Below are 25,765 nucleotides of genomic sequence, written 5' to 3' on the forward strand. Positions count from 1 at the left end.
AATAAAAAAGGCCTTGATTTCTCTATGAAAAATCAAGGCCTAATCAATCTAATATTAGATATTACTTTACTATTAAGGTATTATCAGTAGCAGTTGGGTTCATAGGACAGAAATAAACATATTCGCCTTTTGTTAAGTTTGTAGGATTAGATTTCTGAGTTTTACCATTAGCTACCACCTCAGTTACATAAGCTGTTTGAATATGATTTTCAGGCTTACTAATGTCTTTTCCTTTTTGTACTAAAACAAAACCAACATCATGCCCTACTTCATTATTCAATATTTCAAAAACATAGGTGCCTTCTTCTACTGTTAGTTGTTTTTTAGTAAACTCTCCAGGAGTTTGCTCCAAAGAAATCATTTTTACATTTTCATTTTCCGTTTGTGCATTTACTGAGAAAACTGTTCCCACTACTGCGAATACTATTGCTATTACTTTTTTCATTATTTACTTTTATTTAATTAATCTATTATTATTAAGCTTCTACTGTTTCTAGGGGTTGTGCTTCAGGAAAATCAACAGGCACATCTGTTGTTTTGTGTAAATAGTTAGATATGGTTTTATCTCCTACTAAAACTATAGTATCCACTAAATTTTCTTTTGTCCATCCAGCATTAAAAAATTCATTGATAACAGTATTACTAGTAGTTCCACGATTTTCTGTTATGTTTTTTGCTAATTTTGCTAAGGCATCTAATTTCAAGTCAAAGCTTGCTCTCCCAGATCTTAATTCAAGAATTTCAGAATCAGAAAAACCATTCATTTTACCTATTGCTGTATGGGCAGCCAAACAATAAGAACAATTATTTACTTGACTTACAGCTAGGTTTACTACTTCTTTTTGTTTTGCATTTAAAGAAGTTTTGGCATTACTTAGGTTTAGGTAGTTTGTTAAGGCATTTTCTGAGTGCGCATATGTCGCATACAAATTTGGAACAAAGCCTACAGCTTTTTCTAAATTATCAAAAATCGCCTGATTGTTTGAACTTACTTCTGCTCTCTTGGGTACATTAAAATTGCTCATAATTAATTTATTTTTTGAAATTTTTACTATCGTAGAAACTTCGTGTTAATAAGAATATTTAGTTAATGACAGCGCTTAATTTCTATCTATTTTAAAATTGTACAAATGGTTTTTCACCACCACAATAAAAATCATGATGATACATTTGATCACAATGAGTATCTATATTAATTGACTTCATAGATACTTTTTTACCTTTTCTGAAGATTTCAATTAAATTGAAAATGGATTTAATTCTTATATTCATCTTGCTTTGTTTTTTAATTACTATGCAAAGATGCGACTGAAGTGAAGGTGTTTTTTAGAAGGTATTGCCCGACAGCATGTAGAAATTTCCCTTTATGCTTGAATTGTGTCTAATTCTCGGAATTGCGAAGGCGAATAACCTGTCATTTTTTTAAAAAAACGACTAAAATGTGCTGGATCATTAAACCCTAATTCATGGGCAATTTCCTGGTTTTGTTTGTCAGAAAATGTAATAAGCCTTTTAGCTTCTAAAGCAATTCGATTTAATATTATCTGCTGGGGCGACTTTTGATTATAAATTGCAAAGAGATTAGAAAGTGTTTTCGGGCTCTTAAAAAGTAAGCTAGCATAATCACTAACTTTTCTTTTTGTTTTATAATGAGTATCAACCAATATATTAAACTTGCGCACTACATCAATTTGTTCATTGTCCAATACTTTAACAATAAGCTGCTCTTTTGCCAAACGAGTACACATGATAATAAGGCGCTTTAACAACATTTGTAACATATCACCTTGAATTCTATCAGCAGTAGAAAATTCATCCAAAAACACCTCATAAAAGGTATTAAACTTTCGCTCTTGATTTTCCGGAATAGTTATAATTGGTAAGTCTTGCGTGCCGAAAAATAGTATGCCATTACACGATACTTCAGCATCGTGATCATTAATGCAATAAAACTCTCTATTGAAAAGAAAAGCGGTTAAAGGCAACTCAGTCGGCTTATATGAAACGTGTTGTAAATAGGTGGTAGTCACCAATTGATTTGGTAATAACTGAATTGATAAACCATCTATTTCTATTAATACCTTCTCATTGTTGCGATTCCAAAGAATACTAATATTTGAAGACCTATTTGAGAAAAGATTTTCATTCTTTTTTATATCATTGGTAAACCCAAGAAGAGAACCAATTTTAGCGTCATGAAATTCATATCTCATTTTCTTAAAGTATTTTAATGTGATACTAATGACAGTTTTAGTCCATAATCATCTAAATAACTTACAGAACATATAGAATCAAAAAAAATCCTGATTTTATAAATCAGGATTTAACACTTACACATTTACTTGTAGTTCTTTAGAAACTACAACTTTCTATTTCTGTAACTCTTAGGGTATTCACCATTCCCTTATCTTTTATTGGCATAGCAGCTAGACTAATTAACATATCACCTACATCTAAAAAACCTTTTTTACAAGCGATTGCATTTACATCTTCAATAGTTTCATCGGTAGACACATATCTATCATAATAAAATGCCTTAACACCCCAAAGAAGGTTTAATTGCGTTAAAATTCTTCTATTTGAGGTAAAAACAAGAATATGCGCACTAGGACGCCAAGCCGAAATCTGAAAAGCAGTATATCCACTATTTGTTAAAGTAGAAATAGCTTTTGCCTTTATTTCATTGGCCATAATTGCAGCATGGTAACAAACAGATTTTGTTATATACCTTTTTGTTCTAATATGAGGCGGATCGTGTGGTACATGAATTAAATCTGAACCCTCTACACTTTGCAATATACTAGCCATTTTTTCAATTACTTGCACGGGGTAATTACCAACAGAAGTTTCACCAGAAAGCATAACTGCATCAGCACCATCCATAACAGAGTTAGCCACATCATTTACCTCAGCTCTCGTTGGTGTAAGGCTAGTAATCATGGTTTCCATCATTTGAGTGGCAATAATAACCGGAATTCTTGCTTTTTTGGCACGTAATACTAATTGCTTTTGTATTAAAGGAACTTCTTGTGCAGGCACTTCAACACCTAAATCACCTCGGGCAACCATTAAACCATCACAATGCGCTACAATTTTATCTATATTCTCAACAGCTTCAGGCTTTTCTATTTTAGCAATAATTGGAATTTTATGCTCTGAATGCTCCTCAATAATTTTTCTTAAATCAATACAATCTTGCTCAAAACGAACAAAAGAAAGTGCAATCCAATCTACTTGTTGGCCAACTGCAAAAATTGCATCATTAATATCTTTTTCTGTAAGAGCAGGAAGTGAAATATTAGTATTTGGCAAGTTTACACCTTTCTTTGATTTCAAGGGTCCACCTTGTATAACCTTTGCTTTTACTGTGTCGGTACCATTGGTAGTAACAACTTCAAAAATTAATTTACCATCATCAAGTAATACACGTTCACCGGCTTTCACATCTTTTGGAAAAGCAGCGTAATTCATATAAACTCTTTCAGCAGTACCTTCGAAAGGCGTACCAGTAACAAATTCAATTTCATCACCAGGGGCTACTACAATTTCACCACCCATAACGCCAACACGTAATTTAGGTCCTTGTAAATCTCCAAGAATAGACACATTTGTACTTAGTTCTTCATTAAGCTCACGAATAATTTTTATACGTTCTTTAACTCCATCGTAATCAGCATGAGAAAAATTAATTCGAAAGACATCAGTACCAGCCAATATCATTTCTTTCAGTACCTCTTTCTTAGAAGTTGCAGGCCCAAGGGTTGCAACTATTTTGGTTTTTTTATGTGTAGGCATTCTTAAAATATTAAATTGTTTTTTGAATTTAGTTTATCACAATCAACCGTATATGCGGCCCTTATGCTTGGTATTTCTTGGATATTTCTTAACAAAATATCGGCTATTTCTTGATCTATTTTTATAAAATAATCTACTTCTTTGTGCTCTGGCACTAATAGATGTTTTGATGTCGAAGGCATGTCTTTAAAAAGACCTGTCATTTTTATTACACCTTGACTATTCGAACTATTGGGAAAAAGTGACCAAAAACTATCTGTTTTCTCATCAAACCATTCAAACATGGGGAATGAGAGGTTCTGGTCCAATTCTAAATCCTTTTTTGTCCTTTTAAATTGAGCTTTCAAAGTTGAGTTAAGGGCATAAACCAAAGCATGGTCTTCTTGATTGCTATGTAAGGCAATGAGCATGAACCATTCATCATAAAAATCTTCTAAGATCTTATGCTTTGTTCCCATAATGATGTAAAAGCGAAATGTAAATATAGGCTTATTAGATAAAACCACCATAAAATTTTAGCATGTGAATTAAATATGCTAAAACAATAACGTTATAGTAATACTTGAATAAAGATTTAAGACTTATTCATCTTATCCTGTAAAGCAAAAAAGGCTCTTTTCGAAGCGCGTTCTTCTGCTTTCTTTTTTGAAGTCGCCCTTGCTTTGGCTATCACTTGACCATCTATAGAAAGTTTTACGGCAAAATGCTTTAGCGTATCATTACCACTATCTTCATAAACATTGAAATCGAAAGATTTTTTCTGTTTCTGGCACCACTCAATAACTAAACTTTTATAGCTAATAACGCGACCTTCTAATTGCTCTATATCAACATAAGGATCAATTACGCGTTGGTGAATAAATTTCTCGCAATAATTATAACCTCTATCTAAATAAATAGCACCTACCAAAGCTTCAAAAACGTTGCCATGAATGTTATCACCAAAATGTGTTTTTGGTATTCTACTATGTACAAATTGTATCAGGTTTAAATCCTTTCCCAACTCATTTAAGTGTTTTCTACTAACAATTTTAGACCTCATTTTTGTTAAATAGCCCTCATCTCCTTCAGGTACTTCATCATACAAATATTTAGAAATTATAGTACCCAACATAGAATCACCTAAAAATTCTAAGCGTTCATAATTCATTGGATTACCATCTTCATCTTTTTTATTCGCAGAACGATGAAGAAAAGCTTTCTTATATATGTCGAGAGACTTTGGTTTAAATCCGAGAATTTTAGCTACTCCCAAAAAAAAATCCCCATCCTCTTTGGAATGGGAATTGAATAAATTAGAAGCAAAATTCATTTCTTAGTTTAACTTATTTTTTTAAAAACAACACAGGCATTATGCCCACCAAAGCCAAATGTATTGCTCATAGCAACATTTACCTCTCTCTCTTGAGCCTTATTTAAAGTCAAATTAAGACTAGGATCAATATTCTCATCAACCGTAGTATGGTTAATTGTTGGTGGCACTAAATTATATTTCATCGCTAATATCGAAGCAATTGCTTCAATAGCACCTGCAGCACCTAGCAAATGGCCAGTCATCGATTTGGTTGAATTAATATTAATATTAGCAGCGTGTTTACCAAATACTGTTGAGATAGCCTTTAATTCGGCAACATCACCTAAAGGTGTAGATGTACCGTGTGTATTTATAGCATCAACTTCATCTAGACCAATACCAGCATCTCGCAAGCAATTTTCCATAACTTTAACAACACCTATTCCTTCTGGGTGTGGCGCCGTCATATGATAAGCGTCACTTGATAGACCACCACCGGCAACTTCAGCATAAATTTTAGCGCCTCTTGCTTTTGCGTGTTCGTATTCTTCTAATATAAGAGCACCTGCTCCTTCTCCTAAAACAAAACCATCTCTGGTTGCATCGAAAGGTCTAGATGCCGTTTCAGGACTTTCATTTCTTTTAGATAATGCATGCATAGCACTAAAGCCACCCATACCTGCAATAGTTACGGCAGCTTCACTACCTCCAGTAACAACGACATCACAGTGTCCTAATCTAATATAATTCAATGCATCTATCATTGCATTTGCCGCAGATGCACAAGCCGATACTGTTGTGTAATTAGGACCCATAAAACCATGTTTTATAGAAATATGACCTGGTGCAATATCAGCAATCATTTTAGGTATAAAGAAAGGGTTGAAACGTGGTGTTCCATCTCCTTCCGCAAAATTCATAACTTCATCCTGAAAAGTCTGAATACCACCAATACCGGCACCCCAAATTACGCCTACACGAAATTTATCGACTGCTTCAAGATCTAAATTAGAATCTTTAATAGCTTCATCTGAAGATATTAAAGCGAATTGTGCAAACCTATCTAGTTTACGAGCTTCTTTTCTATCAAAATAATCTTCTGGATTATAATTTTTGATTTCGCAAGCAAACTTTGTTTTGAACTTTTCGGTTTCAAAATGGGTTACAATGGCAGAACCACTCTTTCCGCTTTTTAAGCCTTCCCAATATTCTTCTACATTATTTCCTATAGGTGTTAAAGCACCCAAACCTGTAACTACAACTCGTTTTAATTGCATGAACCGCTTTTTTTATGAGCAAAGTGAAATTAAAAAAAAATATCCATGCAGCATCGTACCACATGGATAATTTTTAAATCTTATCAAGTAAGCATAAAATTACTTCGCTTCTTCTATATAACTGATGGCTTGACCTACAGTAGCGATATTTTCTGCTTGGTCATCCGGAATTTGAATATCGAATTCTTTTTCGAATTCCATGATCAACTCGACGGTGTCCAATGAATCGGCCCCTAGGTCGTTCGTAAAGCTAGCTTCTGATACTACTTCGTTTTCATCAACACCCAATTTATCAATGATGATAGCTTTTACTCTTGATGCAATGTCTGACATAATAATTTGGTTTTAAAATTTTAACTGATGGCAAAAATAAAAAACTTTAGATTAATAACACTATTTACGGTTAAAATGTACTGTAATTTAAAAAAATCACCGCAAGTGTGTTACTTTCGTCTCGTATTTATTTTAACGATAATCGATGCTTTACTCATGAAAAAAATAGTACTCTTTGCCTCTGGTTCTGGATCTAATGTTGAAAACATCGTACGTTACTTTCAAGAGAATAATAATTCGGTTATCACTTCCGTAGTACTTACTAACAAAAGCGATGCCAAAGTCCTTGATAGGTGTAATAATTTGAATATCAGTGGTTTATATTTCAATAAAAATGCATTCTACGCAACAGATATTGTTCGAGATATTTTAACAAACATTAATCCTGACCTCATTATACTTGCCGGCTTCCTTTTGAAAATGCCGCAAAAAATTATTCAAGATTTTCCTACAAAAATTATAAATATTCACCCCGCACTTTTGCCAAATTACGGTGGCAAAGGAATGTATGGAAATAATGTTCATAAAGCCGTAAAAGAGAATAATGAGCATGAAACTGGGATAACAATTCATTATGTAAATGAAAATTATGACGAGGGCGCGACTATTTTTCAAGCCAAAACGACTATAAATCAAAGTAATACTGTAGCTGAAATTGCCCAAAAGGTTCATCAATTAGAATACGAACATTTCCCACGTACGATTGAAAAACTATTATTTGAGAACTAATGGCCAAGAAAAAGAAATTTTATGTGGTCTGGAAAGGCAAGCATACAGGTATTTTTGATACTTGGAATGATTGTAAAGCACAAATATCTGGATACAAAGGTGCTCAATACAAGTCTTTTTTAACTTTTGCAGAAGCAAAAAAAGCTTTTAATGGCAATTTTTCTGATTACAGTAAGAAAAATTCAAAAATTGACAAAATATCACAAGAAGACCTTTTAAAATACGGCACACCTAATTATCATTCAATATCAGTTGATGCAGCATCTAGTGGTAACCCTGGTATTATGGAATATCAAGGAGTTGACACAAAAACTAAAAAAGTGCTTTTTAAGCAAGGTCCATTTAAACAAGGAACTAATAATATAGGCGAGTTTTTAGCCTTAGTGCATGGCTTAGCTTATTTAAAAGAACGTAAAAGCGATCGTATCATATATACTGACTCTAGAATTGCCATGAGTTGGATTCGCAAAAAAACGTGTAATACTAAGCTTAAAGAAACAGCAAAGAATAAAGATGTATTCGAATTAATTGGAAGAGCTCTCATTTGGCTCAAGGAAAATGACTACAACACACCTGTGGTAAAATGGGAAACCAAGGCATGGGGGGAAATTCCTGCAGATTTTGGACGTAAATAATACACTTACAAATATTGATAACTTGATTTATAGGAGTCTTATTTATAGCAATACAAAACGTATATTTGCAGCTTAATTTTTTACATAAAATGAGCAAACTTCTGATTGTAGGCACAGTAGCTTTTGACGAAATTGAAACTCCTTTCGGAAAGACTGATAAAATTTTAGGAGGCGCAGGTACGTTTATTGGCTTGTCGGCTTCTCAATTTGAGGTGTCTTCGGCAATAGTTTCAGTAGTTGGTGAAGATTTACCACAAGAATATCTTGACTTACTTAAAAGCAAGAACATTGATATTTCTGGAATTGAAATAGTAAAAGGTGGAAAAACTTTCTATTGGAAAGGCAGATACCACAACGATTTAAATTCTCGCGATACCTTAATAACTGAATTAAACACATTAGCAGATTTTAATCCAATTGTTCCTGAAAATTTCAAGAATGCAGAAGTAGTTATGTTAGGTAATCTGCATCCAAGTATTCAAATGGGTGTAATTAATCAGATGACCGAACGACCTAAACTTATCATTTTAGATACCATGAATTTCTGGATGGATAATTCACTTGATGAATTATTAGAGGTTATCAAAAAAGTTGATGTCATTACGATTAATGATGAGGAAGCTCGACAACTAACAAGTGAATACTCATTAGTTAAAGCAGCCAAAGAGATTCATAAAATGGGTCCTAAATATGTAGTTATTAAAAAAGGTGAACATGGTGCACTATTATTTAATAATGATAATGTATTCTTTGCTCCCGCATTACCGTTAGAAGAGGTATTTGATCCAACCGGAGCTGGAGATACGTTTGCTGGAGGTTTTTCTGGTTATTTAGCTGCAACAGAGGATACAAGTTTTGAAAATTTAAAGAAAGCGGTTATTCACGGTTCTAATTTGGCATCGTTTTGCGTAGAGCGATTCGGCACAGAACGTATGGAAAACTTAAAGCGCGCTGAAGTAAGTAAAAGGCTTCATCAATTTAAGACGCTAACACAATTTGAAATAGAATTACAATAAATACATGCCCTGAAAAAACAGGGCTTTTTTAATACCTATATATAATGAGCGATGCTATAAAGCACGAATGCGGAATCTCCCTTATACGCCTTTTAAAGCCATTGGAGTATTACAAAGAAAAGTATGGTTCAGCCTTTTATGGTGTGAACAAGATGTACTTAATGATGGAAAAGCAGCACAATCGTGGTCAAGATGGTGCAGGCTTCGCCAGCATTAAACTCGACGTACCTGTTGGCGCTCGTTTTATGAGTCGCGTACGTTCAATAGAGCAGCAGCCAATACAAGATATCTTTGATAAAATTAATCATCGTATCAATACCGAGTTATCAGATCATCCAGAATATAAAGACGATGTTGCCCTACAAAAAGCTAACATTCCTTATATAGGTGAATTACTTTTAGGACACGTTCGTTATGGAACTTTTGGTCGAAATAGTATGGAAAGCGTACATCCATTTCTACGCCAAAACAATTGGATGCACAGAAACCTTATTGTTGCCGGTAATTTTAATATGACCAATGTACATGAACTTTTTGACAATCTAGTTCAATTGGGGCAACACCCAAAAGACATGGTGGATACGGTTACAGTGATGGAAAAAATTGGTCATTTTTTAGATGATGCTGTCGCTAAACTTTACAAAAAGATTAAAAAAGAAGGATATACAAAAAGAGAAGCTTCCGCGTTAATAGCCGACAGATTACGAGTTTCAAAAATACTTAAAAGAGCCGCAAAGAACTTTGATGGGGGTTATACTATGGCGGGCTTATTAGGCCATGGTGATGCATTTGTACTTAGAGATCCAGGTGGAATTCGTCCAGCATACTATTACCAAGATGACGAAGTGGTAGTTGTAGCTTCAGAAAGACCGGCTATTCAAACAGTTTTCAATGTTGATTATAACGATGTAAAAGAGCTAGATCCTGGTCATGCCATGATCATAAAAAAAAGTGGTCGAGTTGCAATTGATCAAATTCTTGAACCAAAAGAAAGATTAGCATGTTCATTCGAGCGTATTTATTTTTCTAGAGGAAGTGATAAAGAAATATATCAAGAAAGAAAAGAATTAGGAAAACTTCTATTCCCACAGATATTAAAATCAATTAATAGCGATATTAAAAATACCGTTTTCTCTTATATACCCAATACTGCAGAAACTTCTTTCTATGGCATGGTTAAAGAGGCTCAAAACTATTTAAACAAAAATAAAGAGGAAGAAATACTTGCAATAGGCCCTTCGATTTCAAGAGAGAAGTTACACGAAATACTAAAAGTTCGTCCACGAATTGAAAAGGTGGCTATTAAGGATGCTAAATTAAGAACTTTCATTACACAAGATAGCAGTAGAGATGATTTAGTAACCCATGTATATGACATTACATACGGTTCTGTAAAAGAAAATGACAATCTTGTAATTATTGATGATAGTATTGTACGTGGTACAACTTTAAAGAAAAGTATTATTAGAATACTAGATAGGTTATCTCCAAAGAAAATAATTGTAGTTTCATCTGCCCCTCAAATTAGGTTTCCTGATTGTTATGGAATTGATATGGCCAAATTAGAAGACTTTATAGCCTTTAGAGCTGCACTAGCACTGCACAAAGAGCGCAATACTATGCACATTGTTGACGAAATTTATAAAAAATCGATACAACAAGTAAATGAGCCCGATAAAAAAATAATAAACTATGTAAAAGAGTTTTACGAACCATTTACACCACATGAGGTTTCGGTTAAAATTGGGGAACTCTTAACTTCCGAAAATATAAAGGCTGAAGTTCAGATTATTTATCAAACAATAGACAACCTTCATATTGCGTGTCCTAAGAACCTCGGAGATTGGTATTTTACAGGTAATTATCCTACACACGGTGGAAATAGAGTAGTAAATAGGGCGTTTATCAACTTTTACGAAGGTAAGAACCAAAGAGCCTATTAACCCAGTACAAATTGGGCCCTTATCGATGAAATACAATAAAAAGTGCATTTCATCGATAATTCAGGTCATTAGACGGATTTATAATAATTTTGACGTACAGCAAGGCTATTTTTAGGCTTGCCATAGCATAAGTAGGTTAAGTTCATGGTAAGATTTGGGGCAAAAAGGTGGAGATCTCTCCACCTTTTTATTTGCATAAAATTTAAATACACATAGTACTAACCGATTCATAGTCCATATAAGAATTATCTTATATATGAAGGTCGGACTATATTCGTTCACTTATTTATTTTATTATTTCAAATAACACTTTATTTAATACAGAAAATACACTTCAACAGAATATTGGGGAGTTTAACAAAGATGTTTTAAAACAATTAAGTCTCGTTATATATTTACAGAACCATAGCATAAGTAGGTTAAGTTCATGGTAAGATTTGGGGAAAAAGGCGGAACAATGTTCCGCCTTTTTATTTTTAGGTTATTCCACTTTAAAATACCTACTAATATCTAATTATAGTAAATAATAATTCTACCATTTTAATCAATTAAACTTCCTTTATTTTTTAAATAAGTAAACACATAATGCCCAGCAAAAATAACAAGCGATTCTAATCCTTTTTGTATTCCTTTTCTTCTAAAAAAATAAGGCAAAAACTAAATTTTCACCTTTTAACCAAACATATAACCATTCATCTAAAACCTTTTTTTAAGGTGATTATTCAATCTATTTTTGAAGAACCATAGCATAAGTAGGTTAAGTTCATGGTAAGATTTGGGGAAAAAGGCGGAACAATGTTCCGCCTTTTTATTTGTCATAAACCCAATAATTGGCAAGGTTAAAGCAAATATTAGCAACTTTTACTTCAAATATTTGTAATTTATTTAACCTAAAAAGTCACAAAATTCCTTTTTTATTTCCTCCAATACCAGTAATTTAGTTTTGCCATAGCATAAGTAGGTTAAGTTTATGGTAAGATTTGGGACGAAAAGGGTGGAGATTTCTCTACCCTTTTCTATTTAAAAAAAGACATAAAAAAAGCTTCTAAAAAACTAATCTTAGAAGCTTTATTTTTACTCGAAGTATTTCTATTTATTCGCTGCGTATAACTCAGCTACTTTATCCCAATTAATTACATTAAAAAATGCGCCAACATAATCAGGTCTTCTATTCTGATAGTTTAGGTAATATGCATGCTCCCATACATCTACCCCCAAAATTGGGTAGCCACCACAACCAGTATTTGGCATTAATGAGTTGTCTTGGTTTGGTGTAGAACAAACTTCTACTTTACCGCCAGGATGTACACATAACCATGCCCAACCAGAACCAAATCTTGTACCTGCAGCTGCACTAAATTTTTCTTTAAAACCTTCAAAAGATCCAAAAGCAGCATTAATTGCATCTGCCAATTCACCTGAAGGGCTTCCACCACCATCGGGTGACATAACAGTCCAAAACAAAGAGTGATTAAAGAAACCACCGCCATTATTTCGCACAGCCGCATTCGACATGTCTAAATTTTTCAAAATATCTTCAATAGATTTTCCATCCAAATCAGTTTCTTCAATAGCAGCATTCAATTTTGTTGTATACCCATTGTGATGTTTAGTATGGTGAATTTCCATTGTACGTGCATCAATATGTGGTTCTAATGCATCATATGCATAAGGCAATTTAGGTAGTTCAAAAGCCATTTTATATTGTTTTTAAATTAATATTCATTTTCTTCAAATTTACATTTTTTAACAAACATAATGCACTAATAATTTGTTAAGAACTCTATTAGAATTAGTAATTTGCATTAAAAAGCTCTTGCAACCAACTAGTTTTAAAATTTATAATGCTTCTGCCGGATCTGGCAAAACACATACTTTGGTTAAAGAGTATTTAAAAATTGCCTTAAGCGACAGCAATAGTTTTAAAAACATACTAGCCATAACATTTACGAATAAGGCCGTAAATGAAATGAAAGAGCGTGTTTTATCAAGTTTGTTTGACTTTAGTCTTCAAGATCTCCCTCCCAAAAGCACTAGTTTATTTCAAGATTTACTAATAGAATTAAATATCTCTGCAGAGCAGTTAAGAAGTAAAAGCGGCTCAACGCTAAAATACATTCTTCATAATTATGCATTTTTTGATGTTTCTACAATAGATAAGTTTACACATCGTGTTATTCGAACGTTTGCCAAAGACCTTAAACTACCACAAAATTTCGAACCTGTAGTTGAAACTGACTTATTGCTTGATGAGGCAATTTCTAGAGTAGTTCAAAAAGCTGGTAGTGATGAACAATTAACCAAAGTACTCATTGAATTTGCTTTAGAAAAAATAGATGATAATCGCAGTTGGGATATCACATTCGACCTTGACAAAATAGGACAATTAATATTTAGAGAAAATCATGCAAGCCATCTTGAAAAATTAGCATCTAAAAAGATGACCGATTTCTTACAATTGAAAAAAATTGTAATTGAAAGAATAGCCGCATTAGAAAATGACATGGCCGAAATGGCCAAAACCGCTCTAGAAGAAATTACAAAAAGTGGTTTACAATTTGAAGATTTTCCGAGGCAAACGCTACCCAACCATTTTAAAAAGTTTATAGATGGGGTATATAGTCCTTCTACATTATATAATAACAAGTTACAAGAGAATCTTGAAAATGGTGCTATTCTAAAAAAAGGTATAGATCTACCCTCCTATCAGTTTCTTGAAACTATGCTTATTCATTATATAAAATTAAAAAATACAGTTTACAATCGATCTTACTTAACTAACATATATAGAAACTTAGTTCCACTTACGGTACTGAGTGTAATTCAACAAGAAGTAATAGCGATTGAAAAAGAACGGGATCAAATTCCAATTTTTAAGTTCAATCAAATTATTTCAAAAGAAATTAAAAATCAACCCGCCCCATTTATTTATGAACGTCTCGGAGAAAAATATCGACATTATTTTATTGACGAATTTCAAGATACTTCTGCCGCCCAGTGGAGTAATCTAATTCCGTTAATAGATAATGCCTTAGCTAGTGAAGGTGGGTCATTATTCCTGGTTGGCGATGCAAAGCAAGCAATCTATCGCTGGCGCGGAGGTAAAGCAGAACAATTTATTAATTTATCTGGAGACTTTGAAAACCCTTTTGTAATTCAACCAAAAGTTAATAACCTTCCAGTTAATTATAGAAGTTATGATCAAGTAGTAGCATTTAATAATGATTTTTTTACATGGTCTAGTGAACTACTAAACAAAGAAACGTATCAAGGTTTATTTATTGAAGGCAATAAACAGGAAACCAATTCAAAAAAAGGAGGTTTTGTAAAAATAGATTTTGTTTCGAAAGAAGCAGAAATTGATACAACCGATCTTTATTGCGAACAGGTTTTATCAACCATTAATGAGGTTAAAGAAAATAACTATCCCTATAAAGACATCACAATATTAGTTAGAAGCAATACAAAAGGTGCACTATTAGCTGATTATCTTTCGGAAAATGACATACCTATAATATCTTCAGATAGTCTTTTGTTACAAAGTAGTCCGAAAGTTCGATTTTTAATAGACCTTTTACATTATGCAACCGGTTTTAAAGAAAAAGCGCTAGCCTATGAAATTTTAGAATTTTTAGCTCCTTCGAATAGCTCAAAACACGAATTTATATATATGCAATTAGAGAATTTAGAAAATTTTCTTACTGTTCAATATAATTTTTCATTATCAAAAATTGAAAGACTTTCGGCCTATGATAGTCTGGAATATGCAATAAGACAATTCAATCTTGTTCCATCTTCTGATGTTTATATTGTATTCTTGATGGATACTATATTGGATGTTGAGAATAGAGACGGTGGAAGCATTCAATATTTTTTAAACTACTGGGATAAGAAAAAAGAGAAATTAGCTGTTGCCAGTCCAGAAAACCTTGATGCTATCCGAATAATGACAATTCATAAATCAAAAGGATTAGAATTTCCTGTAGTTATTTTTCCGTTTGCAGATGCCAATATTTACAATAGAACTAACAAAATGATTTGGTCTCCGGCAGATCCAACAGTATTTAATGGTTTCGAAGAATTACTATTAACCGAAAAAAGTGAGTTGGAACAATACCCCAATGAGGCTGCTTCATTATTTCAACACGAAGAACAAATGATGGAGCTCGATGCCATGAATGTTCTTTACGTTGCCCAAACAAGAGCTGAAAAAGCACTTTATATAATCAGTGAAAAAAAATCGGCAAAATCAAAGAGTGATAAAATTGGTAGCTATAGCGACATGTTTATAAATTATCTTATAAATAAAGGTCTTTGGCAAGATGAGCTTTCAGCTTATGAATTTGGTTTATTAGAAAAATGCTCAAAAGCGTCAACCACAGACGCAAATACAAAATCACTCAATTATCAGTACTCCTTTCGAGACAGACCCAACTTTAATATTGTAACTACTTGTGGTATGTTATGGAATACCGAAAGGGAAGAAGCTATAACTCATGGCACCTTAATACATTATATATTAGGACTGATTGAAACCGAGATAGATTTAGAGAAAGCACTAGAAACAGTACTCAAAAATGGAGATATCAATAAAAATGAAATAGCTTCAATTACTTCAGTTATTAAAAAAATTATACAACATAATGATTTAAAGGAATTCTATACTGAAAAGTATACTATATTAAATGAACGCGACATATTAACATCAGATGGTAGGCTCCTGCGGCCTGATAGAATCGTTATACATATGAACGAAGCTACAGTCATTGATTACAAAACGGGTTTAAAAAACCCCAAGCACAAAGAACAAATCTATTCATACGCAGACGCCTTAGTAGCAATGGGCTATATAATAAAGAACAAAATTATAGTTTATATAAATAAAGATATAATTCTTGAATACGTATAAATCTTATAACATCAAATCATTTTTATTAGTCAAATGAATTATATTCTATAAAGCTAATTACTCATAAACTTCTTATTTACGCCTATCAGATAGGTAAAATTCCTATTCTATAGAACTTAAGCTTCATAAATAACACAGTTTTCATGTATCCTTTAGTCTAAAAATTAACAATTTTTACTTCAAATACACATAAAAACGTGTATTTAATGTTATAAGATTTTTCCCTCTTACAAGATTGAAAGTATTGTCAATTATTAAAGTCGTACACCGAAAAATCTATATAGTAGCGTGGTTCATACGTGCCAGAGGAGTATGTTTTTTTCGTTAGAAGGGCCATTAATATCGTTTAAATGCATCATTTTACAAAAAAAATGCAATAAAAAAATAAGAAATTGATTTTGTTAATAATATTTAACAACTTACATTTGCGCCTAATAAACACTTAAACTTAAAAATTTGAACATGAAACATCTTAGCAAATTATTAGTTGTTGCTCTACTTGTTGTAGGTTTTAACAACATACAAGCGCAAGACGAGAACAATCCTTGGGCAGTGAGCTTTGGGGTAAATGCCATTGACGTATACCCAACTGGTGACGTTAGTTCTTTTGGTAATGAGTTCTTTAATGCGACAGACCACTGGAATATTCTTCCTTCAATATCAACTGTTGCGGTATCGAAGTCAATAGGTGATGGATTTTCTATTGGAGCTAGAGGTTCTTTAAATAAAATTAGTAAATGGGGAGATACAGATGTTTCTGATCTTTCTTATTACGGTCTTGATGGTACTATTAAGTACAACTTCTTAAAAGAAACTGTAATTGATCCTTTCGTTGAAGTAGGTGGTGGTTATACTTGGATTGATGAAGTTGGTGCTGGTACTGTTAACGGATCTATTGGTCTTAACTTTTGGTTCACTGACAATATTGGTCTTTCTGTACAAACAGTATACAAACATGCATTCGAAGATTATTTATCTACTCATTTTCAGCATTTAGCTGGTATCAAAGTTAAATTTGGTGGTACTGATACTGATGGTGATGGTATATATGACAAAGATGATGCTTGTCCAGAAGTTGCTGGTCTAGAAGCTTTCAACGGTTGTCCTGATGCTGATGGCGATGGAATCGAAGATAGTAAAGATAGCTGTCCTAACGAAGCTGGTTCTAAAGAGATGAACGGTTGTCCTGATGCTGATGGTGATGGTGTTGCTGATAAAGATGATGCTTGTCCTAACGAAGCTGGTTTAGCTAACTTAGGTGGTTGTCCTGATGCTGATGGCGATGGTGTTGCTGATAAGGATGATGAGTGTCCTAATGAAGCAGGTCCTGCTGAAAACAAAGGATGTCCTTGGGCTGATAAAGATGGTGATAGTGTATTAGATAAAGATGACCAATGTCCAGATGTTGCTGGTACAGTAGCTAACGCTGGTTGTCCTGAAGTTACTGAAGAAGTTCAGAAACAATTAAATGACTATGCTAAAACAATCTTATTTGCTACAGGCAAATCTAGCTTAAGTCCAGAAACTACTTCTGTATTTGTTGATATCATTAGAATCTTAGGTGAATATCCAAATGCTAAATTTACAGTAGAAGGTCATACTGATAGTGTAGGTGGTGAAAAAACTAACCAGGCTTTATCTGAAAAGCGTGCTAATGCAGTAAGAGATTTCTTAATTGCAGAAGGTATAGCAGCAGATAGATTAACTGCTATCGGTTATGGTGAAGCTAAGCCTATCGCTTCTAACAACACAAGAAGCGGAAGAAAAGAAAACAGAAGAACAGAAATCAACTTAGTAAAATAAGAATTTAGATTTCCGTTTAAGTAAATATTTATTTAAAAGCCCTGACATAATTGTCAGGGCTTTTTTATTTTAGCATATGCAAAGTTTTCTAGAAGAGGTCGCTGAACAAATATGTCAAGAATACGACAAACTAGAGAACATTATTTTCGTCTTGCCAAGTAAACGTAGTGGTACTTTTTTAAGAAAAGCTCTCGCAAAAACCACACAGAAAACACTATTTGCTCCTCAAATACTAAGTATTGAGAACTTTGTTGAGACAATTTCAGGTCTTACTACGGCCACACATACACAACAATTATTTGAACTATATAAGGTTCATTTATCCCATAATACCGATGAGAAATCAGACTTTTATTCATTTTCGAAATGGGCTAGTACTTTGTTACAAGACTTCAATGAAATAGACCGCTATTTAGTTGATGCCACTAAATTATTTTCCAATCTAACAGACATTCAGGAAATTTCGCATTGGTCACCTGACAGCGAGAAAACAAAAATGATGGAAGATTATCTTGAATTTTGGAATCAATTAGAACCTATATATCAATTATTCAACAATAATTTAAAAAACCAAGGGCTAGGCCATCAAGGTCTTATTTATAGACAAGCATGTGAAAACTTAAATGATTATACCAATCAAACAAAAGATAAAACCCATGTATTCATCGGATTTAATGCACTGAATAAATCCGAAACTTTAATTATTCAAAAGCTAATTGCAAATCCGCAAAACAAAATTTTCTGGGACATTGACCAATACTTTTTAGATGACCCGATTCATGATGCAAGTTTTTTCTTAAGAGATTACCTAAAAACATGGGACTATTTTGAAAATTCAAAAATGGTTGGAGTTAGCAATTATTATGAATCAACAAAAAATATTGAAATCATAGGGTTGCCTAAAAACGTATCACAAGCAAAATTTGTAGGCAATCTACTAAGCAATAAAGAAAATGAAAATCTTAAAAGCACTGCTGTAATACTAGGTGATGAAACTATTTTAAATCCGGTTCTGAATTCAATTCCAGAAGAAATTAATCGCATTAACATTACCATGGGTTACCCATTAAATGGGACACCATTAGCAAGTCTTTTTGAACAATTAATGCAGTTAAATATTAACAAAGAAACAAAAGGTTGGTACCACCGAACAATACAAGATTTCTTATCCCATCCGTATCTTCAAATACTATTAAGCGAGAAAGGTGATAATTATGCCCAATCAATATCCAAAAAAATAGCGGAACAAAATTGGTCATTCATTCAAAATAGCCAACTATTTAAAACCTGTCCAGAACAAACACACATACTAGAATTACTTTTTACTAGTGAGATACCTAGCACGAAAAAATTTATTGAAAATTGTTTAATGATTATTGATTCAATTCGATTAAAACTTGAGCAAGGAACGAATAACCTGGAATTAGAATATTTATACAGATTCCACACGCTATTTAATCAACTCCATGAGCTTATAAAACAATATCCCTTCGTTAATGATTTAAAATCACTACATAGCCTCTATAAGGAATTACTTTCTAAAGAAACACTTGATTTTCAAGGAGAACCTCTTGAAGGATTACAAATTATGGGAATGCTTGAAAGTAGAAATTTAGATTTCGAAACTATTATTATTACTTCGGTAAATGAAGGTATTCTTCCATCTGGAAAAACGAATAATTCTTTTATTCCAATGGATTTAAAACAAAGTTTTGGGCTACCCTCTTATAAAGAGAAAGATGCAGTCTACACCTATCATTTCTACCGAATTATGCAAAGGGCCAAGAACATATATCTTCTTTACAATACAGATTCAGACGTATTAGAAGGTGGTGAAAAGAGTAGATTACTCTTACAACTACTAACAGATAAGAATAAAATTAGAGACATTACGGAATCCATTATTTCACCAAGTATTACGCCTATTAAAAATGAACTTGTTTCTATCACTAAAGATTTAAGTTTAATAAAAATAATAAAAGAACACGCAGCCTCTGGGTTCTCGCCAACATCATTAAGTAATTACATTCGAAACCCAATAGACTTTTACAAACGCAACCTGCTTAAAATTGATGACCTTACAGAAGTTGAAGAAACTGTAGCTGCCAATACCTTTGGCACTATTGTTCACGACACCCTTGAACTTATATATACTCCGTTTTTAGGTAAAGAATTAGAAGTAAAAAAATTGAAGGCCTTAAAGTCAGAGATTCCTGCTCAAGTGAAAATTCAATTCGAAAAAACCTATGCAGGTGGTGATTTTAGTACGGGCAAAAATCTTATTGCTTTTAACGTAATTGTGCGATACATAGAAAATTTTATTGATAATGAAATTGATGAAGTTAGTAGACATCGTATTAAAATAATTGGTCTTGAAGAACAATTTAAAATCACTTTAGATATTCCAGAACTTGACTTTCCAGTTGTCTTGAAGGGCAAATTAGACCGCATTGATGAAAAAGATGGAAACATCAGAATCATCGATTACAAAACAGGTAAAGTAGAATCAAAAAATGTTGAAATAGTAGACTGGCAAGAAATCATTTCTGATTATGAGTACAGTAAAGCTTTCCAACTTTTATGTTATGCATTAATGTTTAATAAGAACAAATCCATTGATTCCTTTGAATCTGGGATTATCTCCTTTAAGAATTTACCTGCAGGTGTTTTAAAATTTGCACTTAAAGACAAACGTGCTCGTGGAGCAAAGAAAATTACTGCAATCACAGAGGGAACTATTATCGATTTTAAAGCACAATTAAAAAATCTGATTTTAGAAATCTGCAATTCAGAAATAGCATTAACGGAGAAAGAAGTTTAGCACTTCACTACTCTTACTTCTTATCTGGCCTAGTAGGACGAACTTCAATCTTACTTGGCAATGTTCTCGGATGCATCTTTAATAGATCTAAAACAAGCTCACCAATATCTTCAGGTTGAATTTTCCAAGCATCTTTCTCATCGGGTTCATTATTATTAAAATTAGATGCAACAGAACCAGGCATAATCGTAGAAACTTTTATATCATACTTTCTAAGATCTAACATTACCGCTTGTGTGAAACCTACAACACCAAATTTTGTAGCATTATAACCAGCACCTGCTGCAAAAAAATTGGTCCCTGCTAAACTAGCCAAGGTCATATAGTAACCTTTAGACTTCTTTAAGGCCTCCACAGACGCTTTTAAAGTATAGAATACGCCTGTTAAATTGGTGTCAATCATACTATTCCAAAACTCAGTAGACATTTCGTCTACCGGCATAAAATGACCTACACCCGCATTTGCGAGTACTACATCAACTTGACCCCACTTTTCTAAAATAGCAGCAATTGCAGCTTTTTCATCATCAAGCTTACTTACATCAGAAGCTAAGGCTAAAACATTATTCGAATCACCTAAGTAATCAGCAGCTTGCTGAACAGTTTTTAAAGTTCGCCCACTAATTGCAACTTTCATTCCAGCAGCAATTAATTTTTGTGCCACTCCAAATCCTATCCCTTTTGAACCCCCTGTGATATAAGCTACTTTATTTTTTAAATCTTGCATTTTATTTTTTTTACAAATTACTACTACAATTACACATGCTAAAATCGCCTTCGTTATTATTTTCTTAAAAGCTATATAATAACCCTAACATAATAATCTACAATAAACAGTATTTTAGTCCTACATATGTCAGATTCTTTACAAAATATTCAACTTAAAATTAGACCGATGGTCATAGATGACCTGTCTAGCATAATGCAATTAAAAAATGCGGAGAATTGGAATCAAACTAATCTAGATTGGGGATTTCTGATTAATCAAAATCCTAAAAATTGCTTTGTGGCATGTGACAATACAGAAGTTGTGGGTACCGTAACAGCCATGCTTTATGGTGATAAACTTGCATGGATTGGGATGATGCTAGTTGCTAAAAACTATCGTGGTTTAGGAATAAGTAAATTATTGATGAAAACGGTTATTGAAAATTTACAACAAATTAAATCTATTAAACTTGATGCTACATCTGCTGGTAGCCCAGTATACAAAAAATTAGGTTTTAAAACTGAATATGAAATTTCTAGGATGACAACATCAGCAATAGAAATAAATAATCTAAATAAGATTGGTCCTATGAATTCTTCCATTACAAAAATGACCAAAAATAATATAACTGAAATTTCCAAATTCGATGAAAAAATCTACGGTGTAAATCGATTAGCATTATTTCAATTTGCAATAAAACAAGAGAACGCAAGCAACTGGTTTCTAAAAAAAGATAATAAAATTATAGGATATGTTTTAGGTCGATATGGCAGTCATTTTTTTCAAATCGGACCACTTATTTCATACTCAACATCGGACGCCAAAATCCTATTAACAAATATACTTTTAAGCTTTATAGGAAAGCCAATTGTAGTTGATGTGCCGAAACATCAATCTGAACTTATAGGTTGGCTTATTTCTATTGGGTTTGCTGTTCAACGAGACTTCACAAGAATGTATTTAAAAGAGAATTCTTGTGACAAGACTATAGGAAATCAATTTTTAATAGCCGGTCCTGAATTAAGTTAAATAGGATTAAAATAAATCTACCGCAACACAACTATCAAATCTTCTGAATTAACCAAAGAACCACCTTCTAACAATACTTTATCAACCGTACCATCGGTAATAGCCACTACAGTACTTTCCATTTTCATTGCTTCAATTACAAATAAGGGTTGATTCTTTTTTACTTCTTGCCCCTTTTTCACAAGTACAGTGGATAACAAACCCTGTAACGGAGAACCAACATGTTTTGCATTAGAACTATCAGCTTTCTGGTTTTCTATTTTACTGACCTTCACATTTGTGTCTTTAATAAGAACGTTTCTAATCTGACCATTAATTTTAAAGAAAATACTAACGTTTCCATCAAGATCTGGCTCACCTCTTTGCATTAATGAAATTAAAACGTTCTTTCCACGGTCTAATTCCACCATTATTTCTTCACCCACTTCCATTCCATAAAAGAAATTCTTAGTAGGAATATTCATTACGTTACCATATTTAACATGGTTGTTGTAAGCATTAGTGAAAACTTTCGGATACAGCTTGTACGATAAGAAATCAGTCATTTCAAGTTCGCGACCCATCCCCTTCTTAAACTTCCTTTTAAATGCTTTAAACTCCTTATCAAAATCTATAGGTTCGAGGTGTGCATTTGGTCTATTTGTAAATGGCTTCTCTCCTTTTAAAACTAGTTTCTGTATCTTTTTTGGGAAACCGCCAACAGGCTGCCCTAATTCCCCTCTAAAAAAGCTTTTAACCGATTCTGGAAACGAAATTTCATCACCACGTTCCATAACTTCTTCTATCGTAAGGTCATTGCTGATCATATATTGTGCCATATCACCAATCACTTTTGAGCTAGGTGTTACTTTTACAATATCGCCAAACATTTTATTTACTTCGCCATACATTTTAGTCACTTGGTTAAACTTATCTTCCAATCCAAGTGCAATAGCTTGACCCTTTAAATTAGAATATTGTCCGCCTGGTATTTCATGGTTATACACATCACCTGTTCCTGATTTTAGGCCAGATTCAAATGTGTAATAGTATTTACGTACTGTTTCCCAATAGTTAGAATATTCTGCTAATTTTTCAGTATTCATTTCATTTTCACGCTTATGAAAACGTAGCATTTCTAATACTGAATTAAAATTAGGTTGTGACGTTAGTCCAGACAAGCCACCTAAAGCAACATCAACTACATCTACACCAGCTTCAATCGCTCTTAGGTAAGTTGCTGTTTGTATGGATGAAGTATCATGGGTATGCAAATGAATTGGAATATCAATTTCAGATTTCAATTCCTTTATCAAAGTATATGCAGCTTCTGGTTTCAGAAGACCAGCCATATCTTTTACACCCAGAATATGTGCTCCTGCATTTTCAATATCTTTAGCTAACTGCACATAATACTTTAAATCATATTTAGTTTTAGAAGGGTTTAAAATATCGCCAGTATAACATATAGAACCTTCGGCCAATCCTCCTGTTCTCTTGCGAACATGTTCGATACAAGGTGCAATAGACTTCATCCAGTTTAGCGAATCAAAAATTCGAAAAATATCAACACCAGTATTCCATGATTCTTCAACAAATTTTTCAATAAGATTGTCAGGGTATGCGGTATAACCAACACCATTAGAGCCTCTAATTAACATCTGCAATAATACATTAGGCATAGCCTTACGCAACAGTGCCAATCGCTCCCATGGGTTTTCTTGTAAAAATCGTAGACAAACATCAAAAGTAGCACCACCCCAAACTTCCATTGAAAAAATCTCTGGATGATTCTTACTATAACCTTCAGCAACTTTCATCATATCACTAGTACGCATTCGTGTTGCTAATAAACTCTGGTGTGCATCACGCATTGTGGTATCAGTAAAATGTATCTTTTTTTCTTTCTTCAACCATTTAGAAAACTTATCAGGACCGAGTTCTGTCAATATGTCCTTTGTACCTTTTGGATAATCATCCATTTTAGGAACCGACGGCACTATTGGTTTAGAAAAGACTAGCGTTGGATCCAACTTTTTTACATCCGCATTTCCGTTTACAATGGTGTCTCCTAAAAATTGAATAAGTTTATTCGCTCTATTTCTTGGCTCAACAAACTCAAAAAGTTTAGGTTCATTTTTAATAAAATTCACGGTAACCTTACCCTCTCTAAAGGTAGGATGTTTTAGAATGTTATCTAAAAAAGCCATGTTCGTATTTACACCACGAATACGAAACTCTGCTAATGCTCTGCGCATCTTTCTACAACAACCATCAAGTGTCCGACTTTGTGCAGAAACTTTAACCAACATAGAATCGAAAAATGGAGAAATAGACACACCTTGATAAATACTACCGGCATCTAATCGAATACCAAACCCAGATGCGCTTCTATACGTAGTTACCACTCCAAAATCAGGTTTAAAATCGTTAGCAGGATCCTCAGTAGTAATTCTACATTGCAATGCTAAACCGGTAATTTTTATAGATTCTTGACTTTCAATTTTAATTTGCTGATCCGATAATTTATAGCCACCAGCAATAAACAACTGTGCTTTTATTAAATCAATATTAGTAATCATTTCAGTAACTGTATGTTCAACTTGAACACGAGGATTCACCTCTATAAAATAAATACTACCATCATCATCAACTAAGAACTCAACGGTGCCAATATTATTATAGTTAACAGCTTTACAAATAGCTACTGCATATTGATACAACTTATCTTTAGTTTCTTGCGGCAGACCTATAGACGGTGCGAATTCGATTACCTTTTGATACCGGCGTTGTACCGAACAATCTCTTTCATACAAATGCACAATGTTGCCATGTGTATCTGCCATAATTTGAATCTCTATATGTTTCGGGTTCTCTACAAATTTTTCAAGAAATACCGTGTCATCACCAAAAGCGTTTAATGATTCTCTTCTAGCCTCAGGGAATCCTTTTCGCAATTCTTCTTCCGTTCTGATAACACGCATACCACGTCCACCACCACCCGAAGCAGCTTTTAACATTACAGGATATCCAATTTTTTTGGCCTCAGAAACAGCAACCTTAATATTTGTAAGATCTTTATCACTGCTCAAGATTACTGGAATATTGTTCGCTACTGCCACTTCTTTAGCAGTAATCTTATCACCCAAAGCCTTAAGAACAGACACTTTGGGTCCTACAAAAATTATCCCATTTGCTTCACACTGTGCTGCAAATTTTGAATTTTCAGATAGAAAACCATAACCTGGGTGTATGGCATCTACATTATTTTCTTTTGCTACTTTAATAATAGCATCAATGTCTAAATATGGTTTTAGCGGTTCGTTATCTGCACCTATTTGATAACATTCATCTGCTTTGTATCTATGTAAAGAATAGCGATCTTCATAGGTATAAATACCTACTGTTCTAACTCCGATTTCAACACATGCTCTAAAAATACGTATGGCAATTTCTCCTCTATTGGCTACAAGAACTTTTTTAATTTCCATAC

At 33.2% G+C, this 25,765-nt stretch carries 20 protein-coding genes; 8 read left to right on the plus strand and 12 right to left on the minus strand.

Annotation, left to right across the window (positions count from 1 at the left end; genetic code table 11):
* Positions 1-61: 61 nt before the first annotated feature.
* The 9 genes from UH7x_RS06400 to UH7x_RS06440 form a co-directional block, all read right to left on the minus strand.
* Entirely contained in the window at positions 62-445 is a 384-nt protein-coding gene (locus UH7x_RS06400; protein ID WP_482362890.1) for a cupredoxin domain-containing protein, read from the minus strand.
* Between the two features lie 31 nt (positions 446-476).
* The gene (locus tag UH7x_RS06405) at positions 477-1,025 is read right to left on the minus strand and encodes a carboxymuconolactone decarboxylase family protein (RefSeq protein ID WP_482362891.1); all 549 of its coding nucleotides are present in this window, start codon (positions 1,023-1,025) and stop codon (positions 477-479) included.
* A 91-nt stretch (positions 1,026-1,116) separates the two neighbouring features.
* Positions 1,117-1,272, minus strand: coding sequence for a hypothetical protein (locus UH7x_RS06410; RefSeq protein ID WP_482362892.1), 156 nt, complete (start codon positions 1,270-1,272; stop codon positions 1,117-1,119).
* 92 nt (positions 1,273-1,364) lie between these two features.
* Entirely contained in the window at positions 1,365-2,213 is an 849-nt protein-coding gene (locus tag UH7x_RS06415; RefSeq protein WP_482362893.1) for a helix-turn-helix domain-containing protein, read from the minus strand.
* A gap of 139 nt (positions 2,214-2,352) precedes the next feature.
* Positions 2,353-3,795 (minus strand): pyruvate kinase, encoded by a 1,443-nt coding sequence (pyk, locus tag UH7x_RS06420; protein ID WP_482362894.1) that lies wholly within the window; start codon positions 3,793-3,795, stop codon positions 2,353-2,355.
* A gap of 2 nt (positions 3,796-3,797) precedes the next feature.
* Entirely contained in the window at positions 3,798-4,253 is a 456-nt protein-coding gene (locus tag UH7x_RS06425) for an IPExxxVDY family protein (protein WP_482362895.1), read from the minus strand.
* A gap of 116 nt (positions 4,254-4,369) precedes the next feature.
* Complete coding sequence (rnc, locus tag UH7x_RS06430) at positions 4,370-5,107, minus strand: ribonuclease III (protein ID WP_482362896.1); 738 nt, start codon at positions 5,105-5,107, stop codon at positions 4,370-4,372.
* Between the two features lie 8 nt (positions 5,108-5,115).
* The gene (gene fabF / locus UH7x_RS06435) at positions 5,116-6,366 is read right to left on the minus strand and encodes a beta-ketoacyl-ACP synthase II (RefSeq protein ID WP_482362897.1); all 1,251 of its coding nucleotides are present in this window, start codon (positions 6,364-6,366) and stop codon (positions 5,116-5,118) included.
* 99 nt (positions 6,367-6,465) lie between these two features.
* Positions 6,466-6,699 carry an acyl carrier protein gene (locus tag UH7x_RS06440; protein ID WP_153756429.1) on the minus strand — a complete coding sequence of 78 codons (234 nt, stop codon included), beginning with the start codon at positions 6,697-6,699 and terminating at the stop codon, positions 6,466-6,468.
* Between the two features lie 156 nt (positions 6,700-6,855).
* Between UH7x_RS06440 and purN the strand changes: the two genes are divergently transcribed.
* The 4 genes from purN to UH7x_RS06460 all read left to right on the plus strand — a co-directional run bounded on the left by purN (position 6,856) and on the right by UH7x_RS06460 (position 11,022).
* Entirely contained in the window at positions 6,856-7,428 is a 573-nt protein-coding gene (purN, locus tag UH7x_RS06445; protein ID WP_482362898.1) for a phosphoribosylglycinamide formyltransferase, read from the plus strand.
* Positions 7,428-8,063 (plus strand): ribonuclease H1 domain-containing protein, encoded by a 636-nt coding sequence (locus UH7x_RS06450; RefSeq protein ID WP_482362899.1) that lies wholly within the window; start codon positions 7,428-7,430, stop codon positions 8,061-8,063. Before purN ends, UH7x_RS06450 begins: the two co-directional genes overlap by 1 nt.
* An 89-nt stretch (positions 8,064-8,152) precedes the next feature.
* Positions 8,153-9,079: a PfkB family carbohydrate kinase gene (locus UH7x_RS06455; protein ID WP_482362900.1), complete on the plus strand. Its 927-nt coding sequence runs from the start codon at positions 8,153-8,155 to the stop codon at positions 9,077-9,079.
* 44 nt (positions 9,080-9,123) lie between these two features.
* Complete coding sequence (locus tag UH7x_RS06460; protein ID WP_482362901.1) at positions 9,124-11,022, plus strand: amidophosphoribosyltransferase; 1,899 nt, start codon at positions 9,124-9,126, stop codon at positions 11,020-11,022.
* A gap of 1,089 nt (positions 11,023-12,111) precedes the next feature.
* Here UH7x_RS06460 and UH7x_RS06465 read toward each other — a convergent pair.
* A complete protein-coding gene (locus UH7x_RS06465) occupies positions 12,112-12,720 on the minus strand; it encodes a superoxide dismutase (RefSeq protein WP_482362902.1) in 609 nt (202 codons plus the stop codon).
* Between the two features lie 73 nt (positions 12,721-12,793).
* Here UH7x_RS06465 and UH7x_RS06470 point away from each other — a divergent pair, with 73 nt between their 5' ends.
* The 3 genes from UH7x_RS06470 to UH7x_RS06480 all read left to right on the plus strand — a co-directional run bounded on the left by UH7x_RS06470 (position 12,794) and on the right by UH7x_RS06480 (position 20,555).
* Positions 12,794-15,931, plus strand: a complete 3,138-nt coding sequence (locus tag UH7x_RS06470) for a UvrD-helicase domain-containing protein (RefSeq protein WP_482362903.1) — start codon at positions 12,794-12,796, stop codon at positions 15,929-15,931.
* A 462-nt stretch (positions 15,932-16,393) separates the two neighbouring features.
* Complete coding sequence (locus tag UH7x_RS06475; protein WP_482362904.1) at positions 16,394-17,734, plus strand: OmpA family protein; 1,341 nt, start codon at positions 16,394-16,396, stop codon at positions 17,732-17,734.
* Positions 17,735-17,810: 76 nt separating this feature from the next.
* Positions 17,811-20,555 carry a PD-(D/E)XK nuclease family protein gene (locus UH7x_RS06480; RefSeq protein ID WP_482362905.1) on the plus strand — a complete coding sequence of 915 codons (2,745 nt, stop codon included), beginning with the start codon at positions 17,811-17,813 and terminating at the stop codon, positions 20,553-20,555.
* A 13-nt stretch (positions 20,556-20,568) separates the two neighbouring features.
* Here UH7x_RS06480 and UH7x_RS06485 read toward each other — a convergent pair whose 3' ends face one another.
* Entirely contained in the window at positions 20,569-21,282 is a 714-nt protein-coding gene (locus tag UH7x_RS06485) for an SDR family oxidoreductase (protein ID WP_482362906.1), read from the minus strand.
* A gap of 126 nt (positions 21,283-21,408) precedes the next feature.
* Here UH7x_RS06485 and UH7x_RS06490 point away from each other — a divergent pair, with 126 nt between their 5' ends.
* The gene (locus UH7x_RS06490; protein WP_482362907.1) at positions 21,409-22,293 is read left to right on the plus strand and encodes a GNAT family N-acetyltransferase; all 885 of its coding nucleotides are present in this window, start codon (positions 21,409-21,411) and stop codon (positions 22,291-22,293) included.
* Positions 22,294-22,310: 17 nt separating this feature from the next.
* On the opposite strand, the gene UH7x_RS06495 is transcribed toward UH7x_RS06490, so the two are convergent.
* Positions 22,311-25,763 carry a pyruvate carboxylase gene (locus UH7x_RS06495; RefSeq protein ID WP_482362908.1) on the minus strand — a complete coding sequence of 1,151 codons (3,453 nt, stop codon included), beginning with the start codon at positions 25,761-25,763 and terminating at the stop codon, positions 22,311-22,313.
* Positions 25,764-25,765 lie beyond the last annotated feature (2 nt).

The organism is Aurantibacter sp. UH7 (assembly GCF_056839165.1).

What these genes read in the sequence shown, in the direction of transcription:
- UH7x_RS06480 (WP_482362905.1), top strand. Translation starts at nt 17,811, where the DNA reads ATGCAAAGTTTTCTAGAAGAGGTCGCTGAACAAATATGTCAAGAATAC.
- UH7x_RS06410 (WP_482362892.1), bottom strand. Translation starts at nt 1,272, where the DNA reads ATGAATATAAGAATTAAATCCATTTTCAATTTAATTGAAATCTTCAGA.
- rnc (WP_482362896.1), bottom strand. Translation starts at nt 5,107, where the DNA reads ATGAATTTTGCTTCTAATTTATTCAATTCCCATTCCAAAGAGGATGGG.
- purN (WP_482362898.1), top strand. Translation starts at nt 6,856, where the DNA reads ATGAAAAAAATAGTACTCTTTGCCTCTGGTTCTGGATCTAATGTTGAA.
- UH7x_RS06415 (WP_482362893.1), bottom strand. Translation starts at nt 2,213, where the DNA reads ATGAGATATGAATTTCATGACGCTAAAATTGGTTCTCTTCTTGGGTTT.
- UH7x_RS06495 (WP_482362908.1), bottom strand. Translation starts at nt 25,763, where the DNA reads ATGGAAATTAAAAAAGTTCTTGTAGCCAATAGAGGAGAAATTGCCATA.
- UH7x_RS06405 (WP_482362891.1), bottom strand. Translation starts at nt 1,025, where the DNA reads ATGAGCAATTTTAATGTACCCAAGAGAGCAGAAGTAAGTTCAAACAAT.
- UH7x_RS06465 (WP_482362902.1), bottom strand. Translation starts at nt 12,720, where the DNA reads ATGGCTTTTGAACTACCTAAATTGCCTTATGCATATGATGCATTAGAA.
- UH7x_RS06450 (WP_482362899.1), top strand. Translation starts at nt 7,428, where the DNA reads ATGGCCAAGAAAAAGAAATTTTATGTGGTCTGGAAAGGCAAGCATACA.
- UH7x_RS06440 (WP_153756429.1), bottom strand. Translation starts at nt 6,699, where the DNA reads ATGTCAGACATTGCATCAAGAGTAAAAGCTATCATCATTGATAAATTG.
- UH7x_RS06490 (WP_482362907.1), top strand. Translation starts at nt 21,409, where the DNA reads ATGTCAGATTCTTTACAAAATATTCAACTTAAAATTAGACCGATGGTC.
- pyk (WP_482362894.1), bottom strand. Translation starts at nt 3,795, where the DNA reads ATGCCTACACATAAAAAAACCAAAATAGTTGCAACCCTTGGGCCTGCA.
- UH7x_RS06460 (WP_482362901.1), top strand. Translation starts at nt 9,124, where the DNA reads ATGAGCGATGCTATAAAGCACGAATGCGGAATCTCCCTTATACGCCTT.
- UH7x_RS06455 (WP_482362900.1), top strand. Translation starts at nt 8,153, where the DNA reads ATGAGCAAACTTCTGATTGTAGGCACAGTAGCTTTTGACGAAATTGAA.
- fabF (WP_482362897.1), bottom strand. Translation starts at nt 6,366, where the DNA reads ATGCAATTAAAACGAGTTGTAGTTACAGGTTTGGGTGCTTTAACACCT.
- UH7x_RS06425 (WP_482362895.1), bottom strand. Translation starts at nt 4,253, where the DNA reads ATGGGAACAAAGCATAAGATCTTAGAAGATTTTTATGATGAATGGTTC.
- UH7x_RS06485 (WP_482362906.1), bottom strand. Translation starts at nt 21,282, where the DNA reads ATGCAAGATTTAAAAAATAAAGTAGCTTATATCACAGGGGGTTCAAAA.
- UH7x_RS06400 (WP_482362890.1), bottom strand. Translation starts at nt 445, where the DNA reads ATGAAAAAAGTAATAGCAATAGTATTCGCAGTAGTGGGAACAGTTTTC.
- UH7x_RS06475 (WP_482362904.1), top strand. Translation starts at nt 16,394, where the DNA reads ATGAAACATCTTAGCAAATTATTAGTTGTTGCTCTACTTGTTGTAGGT.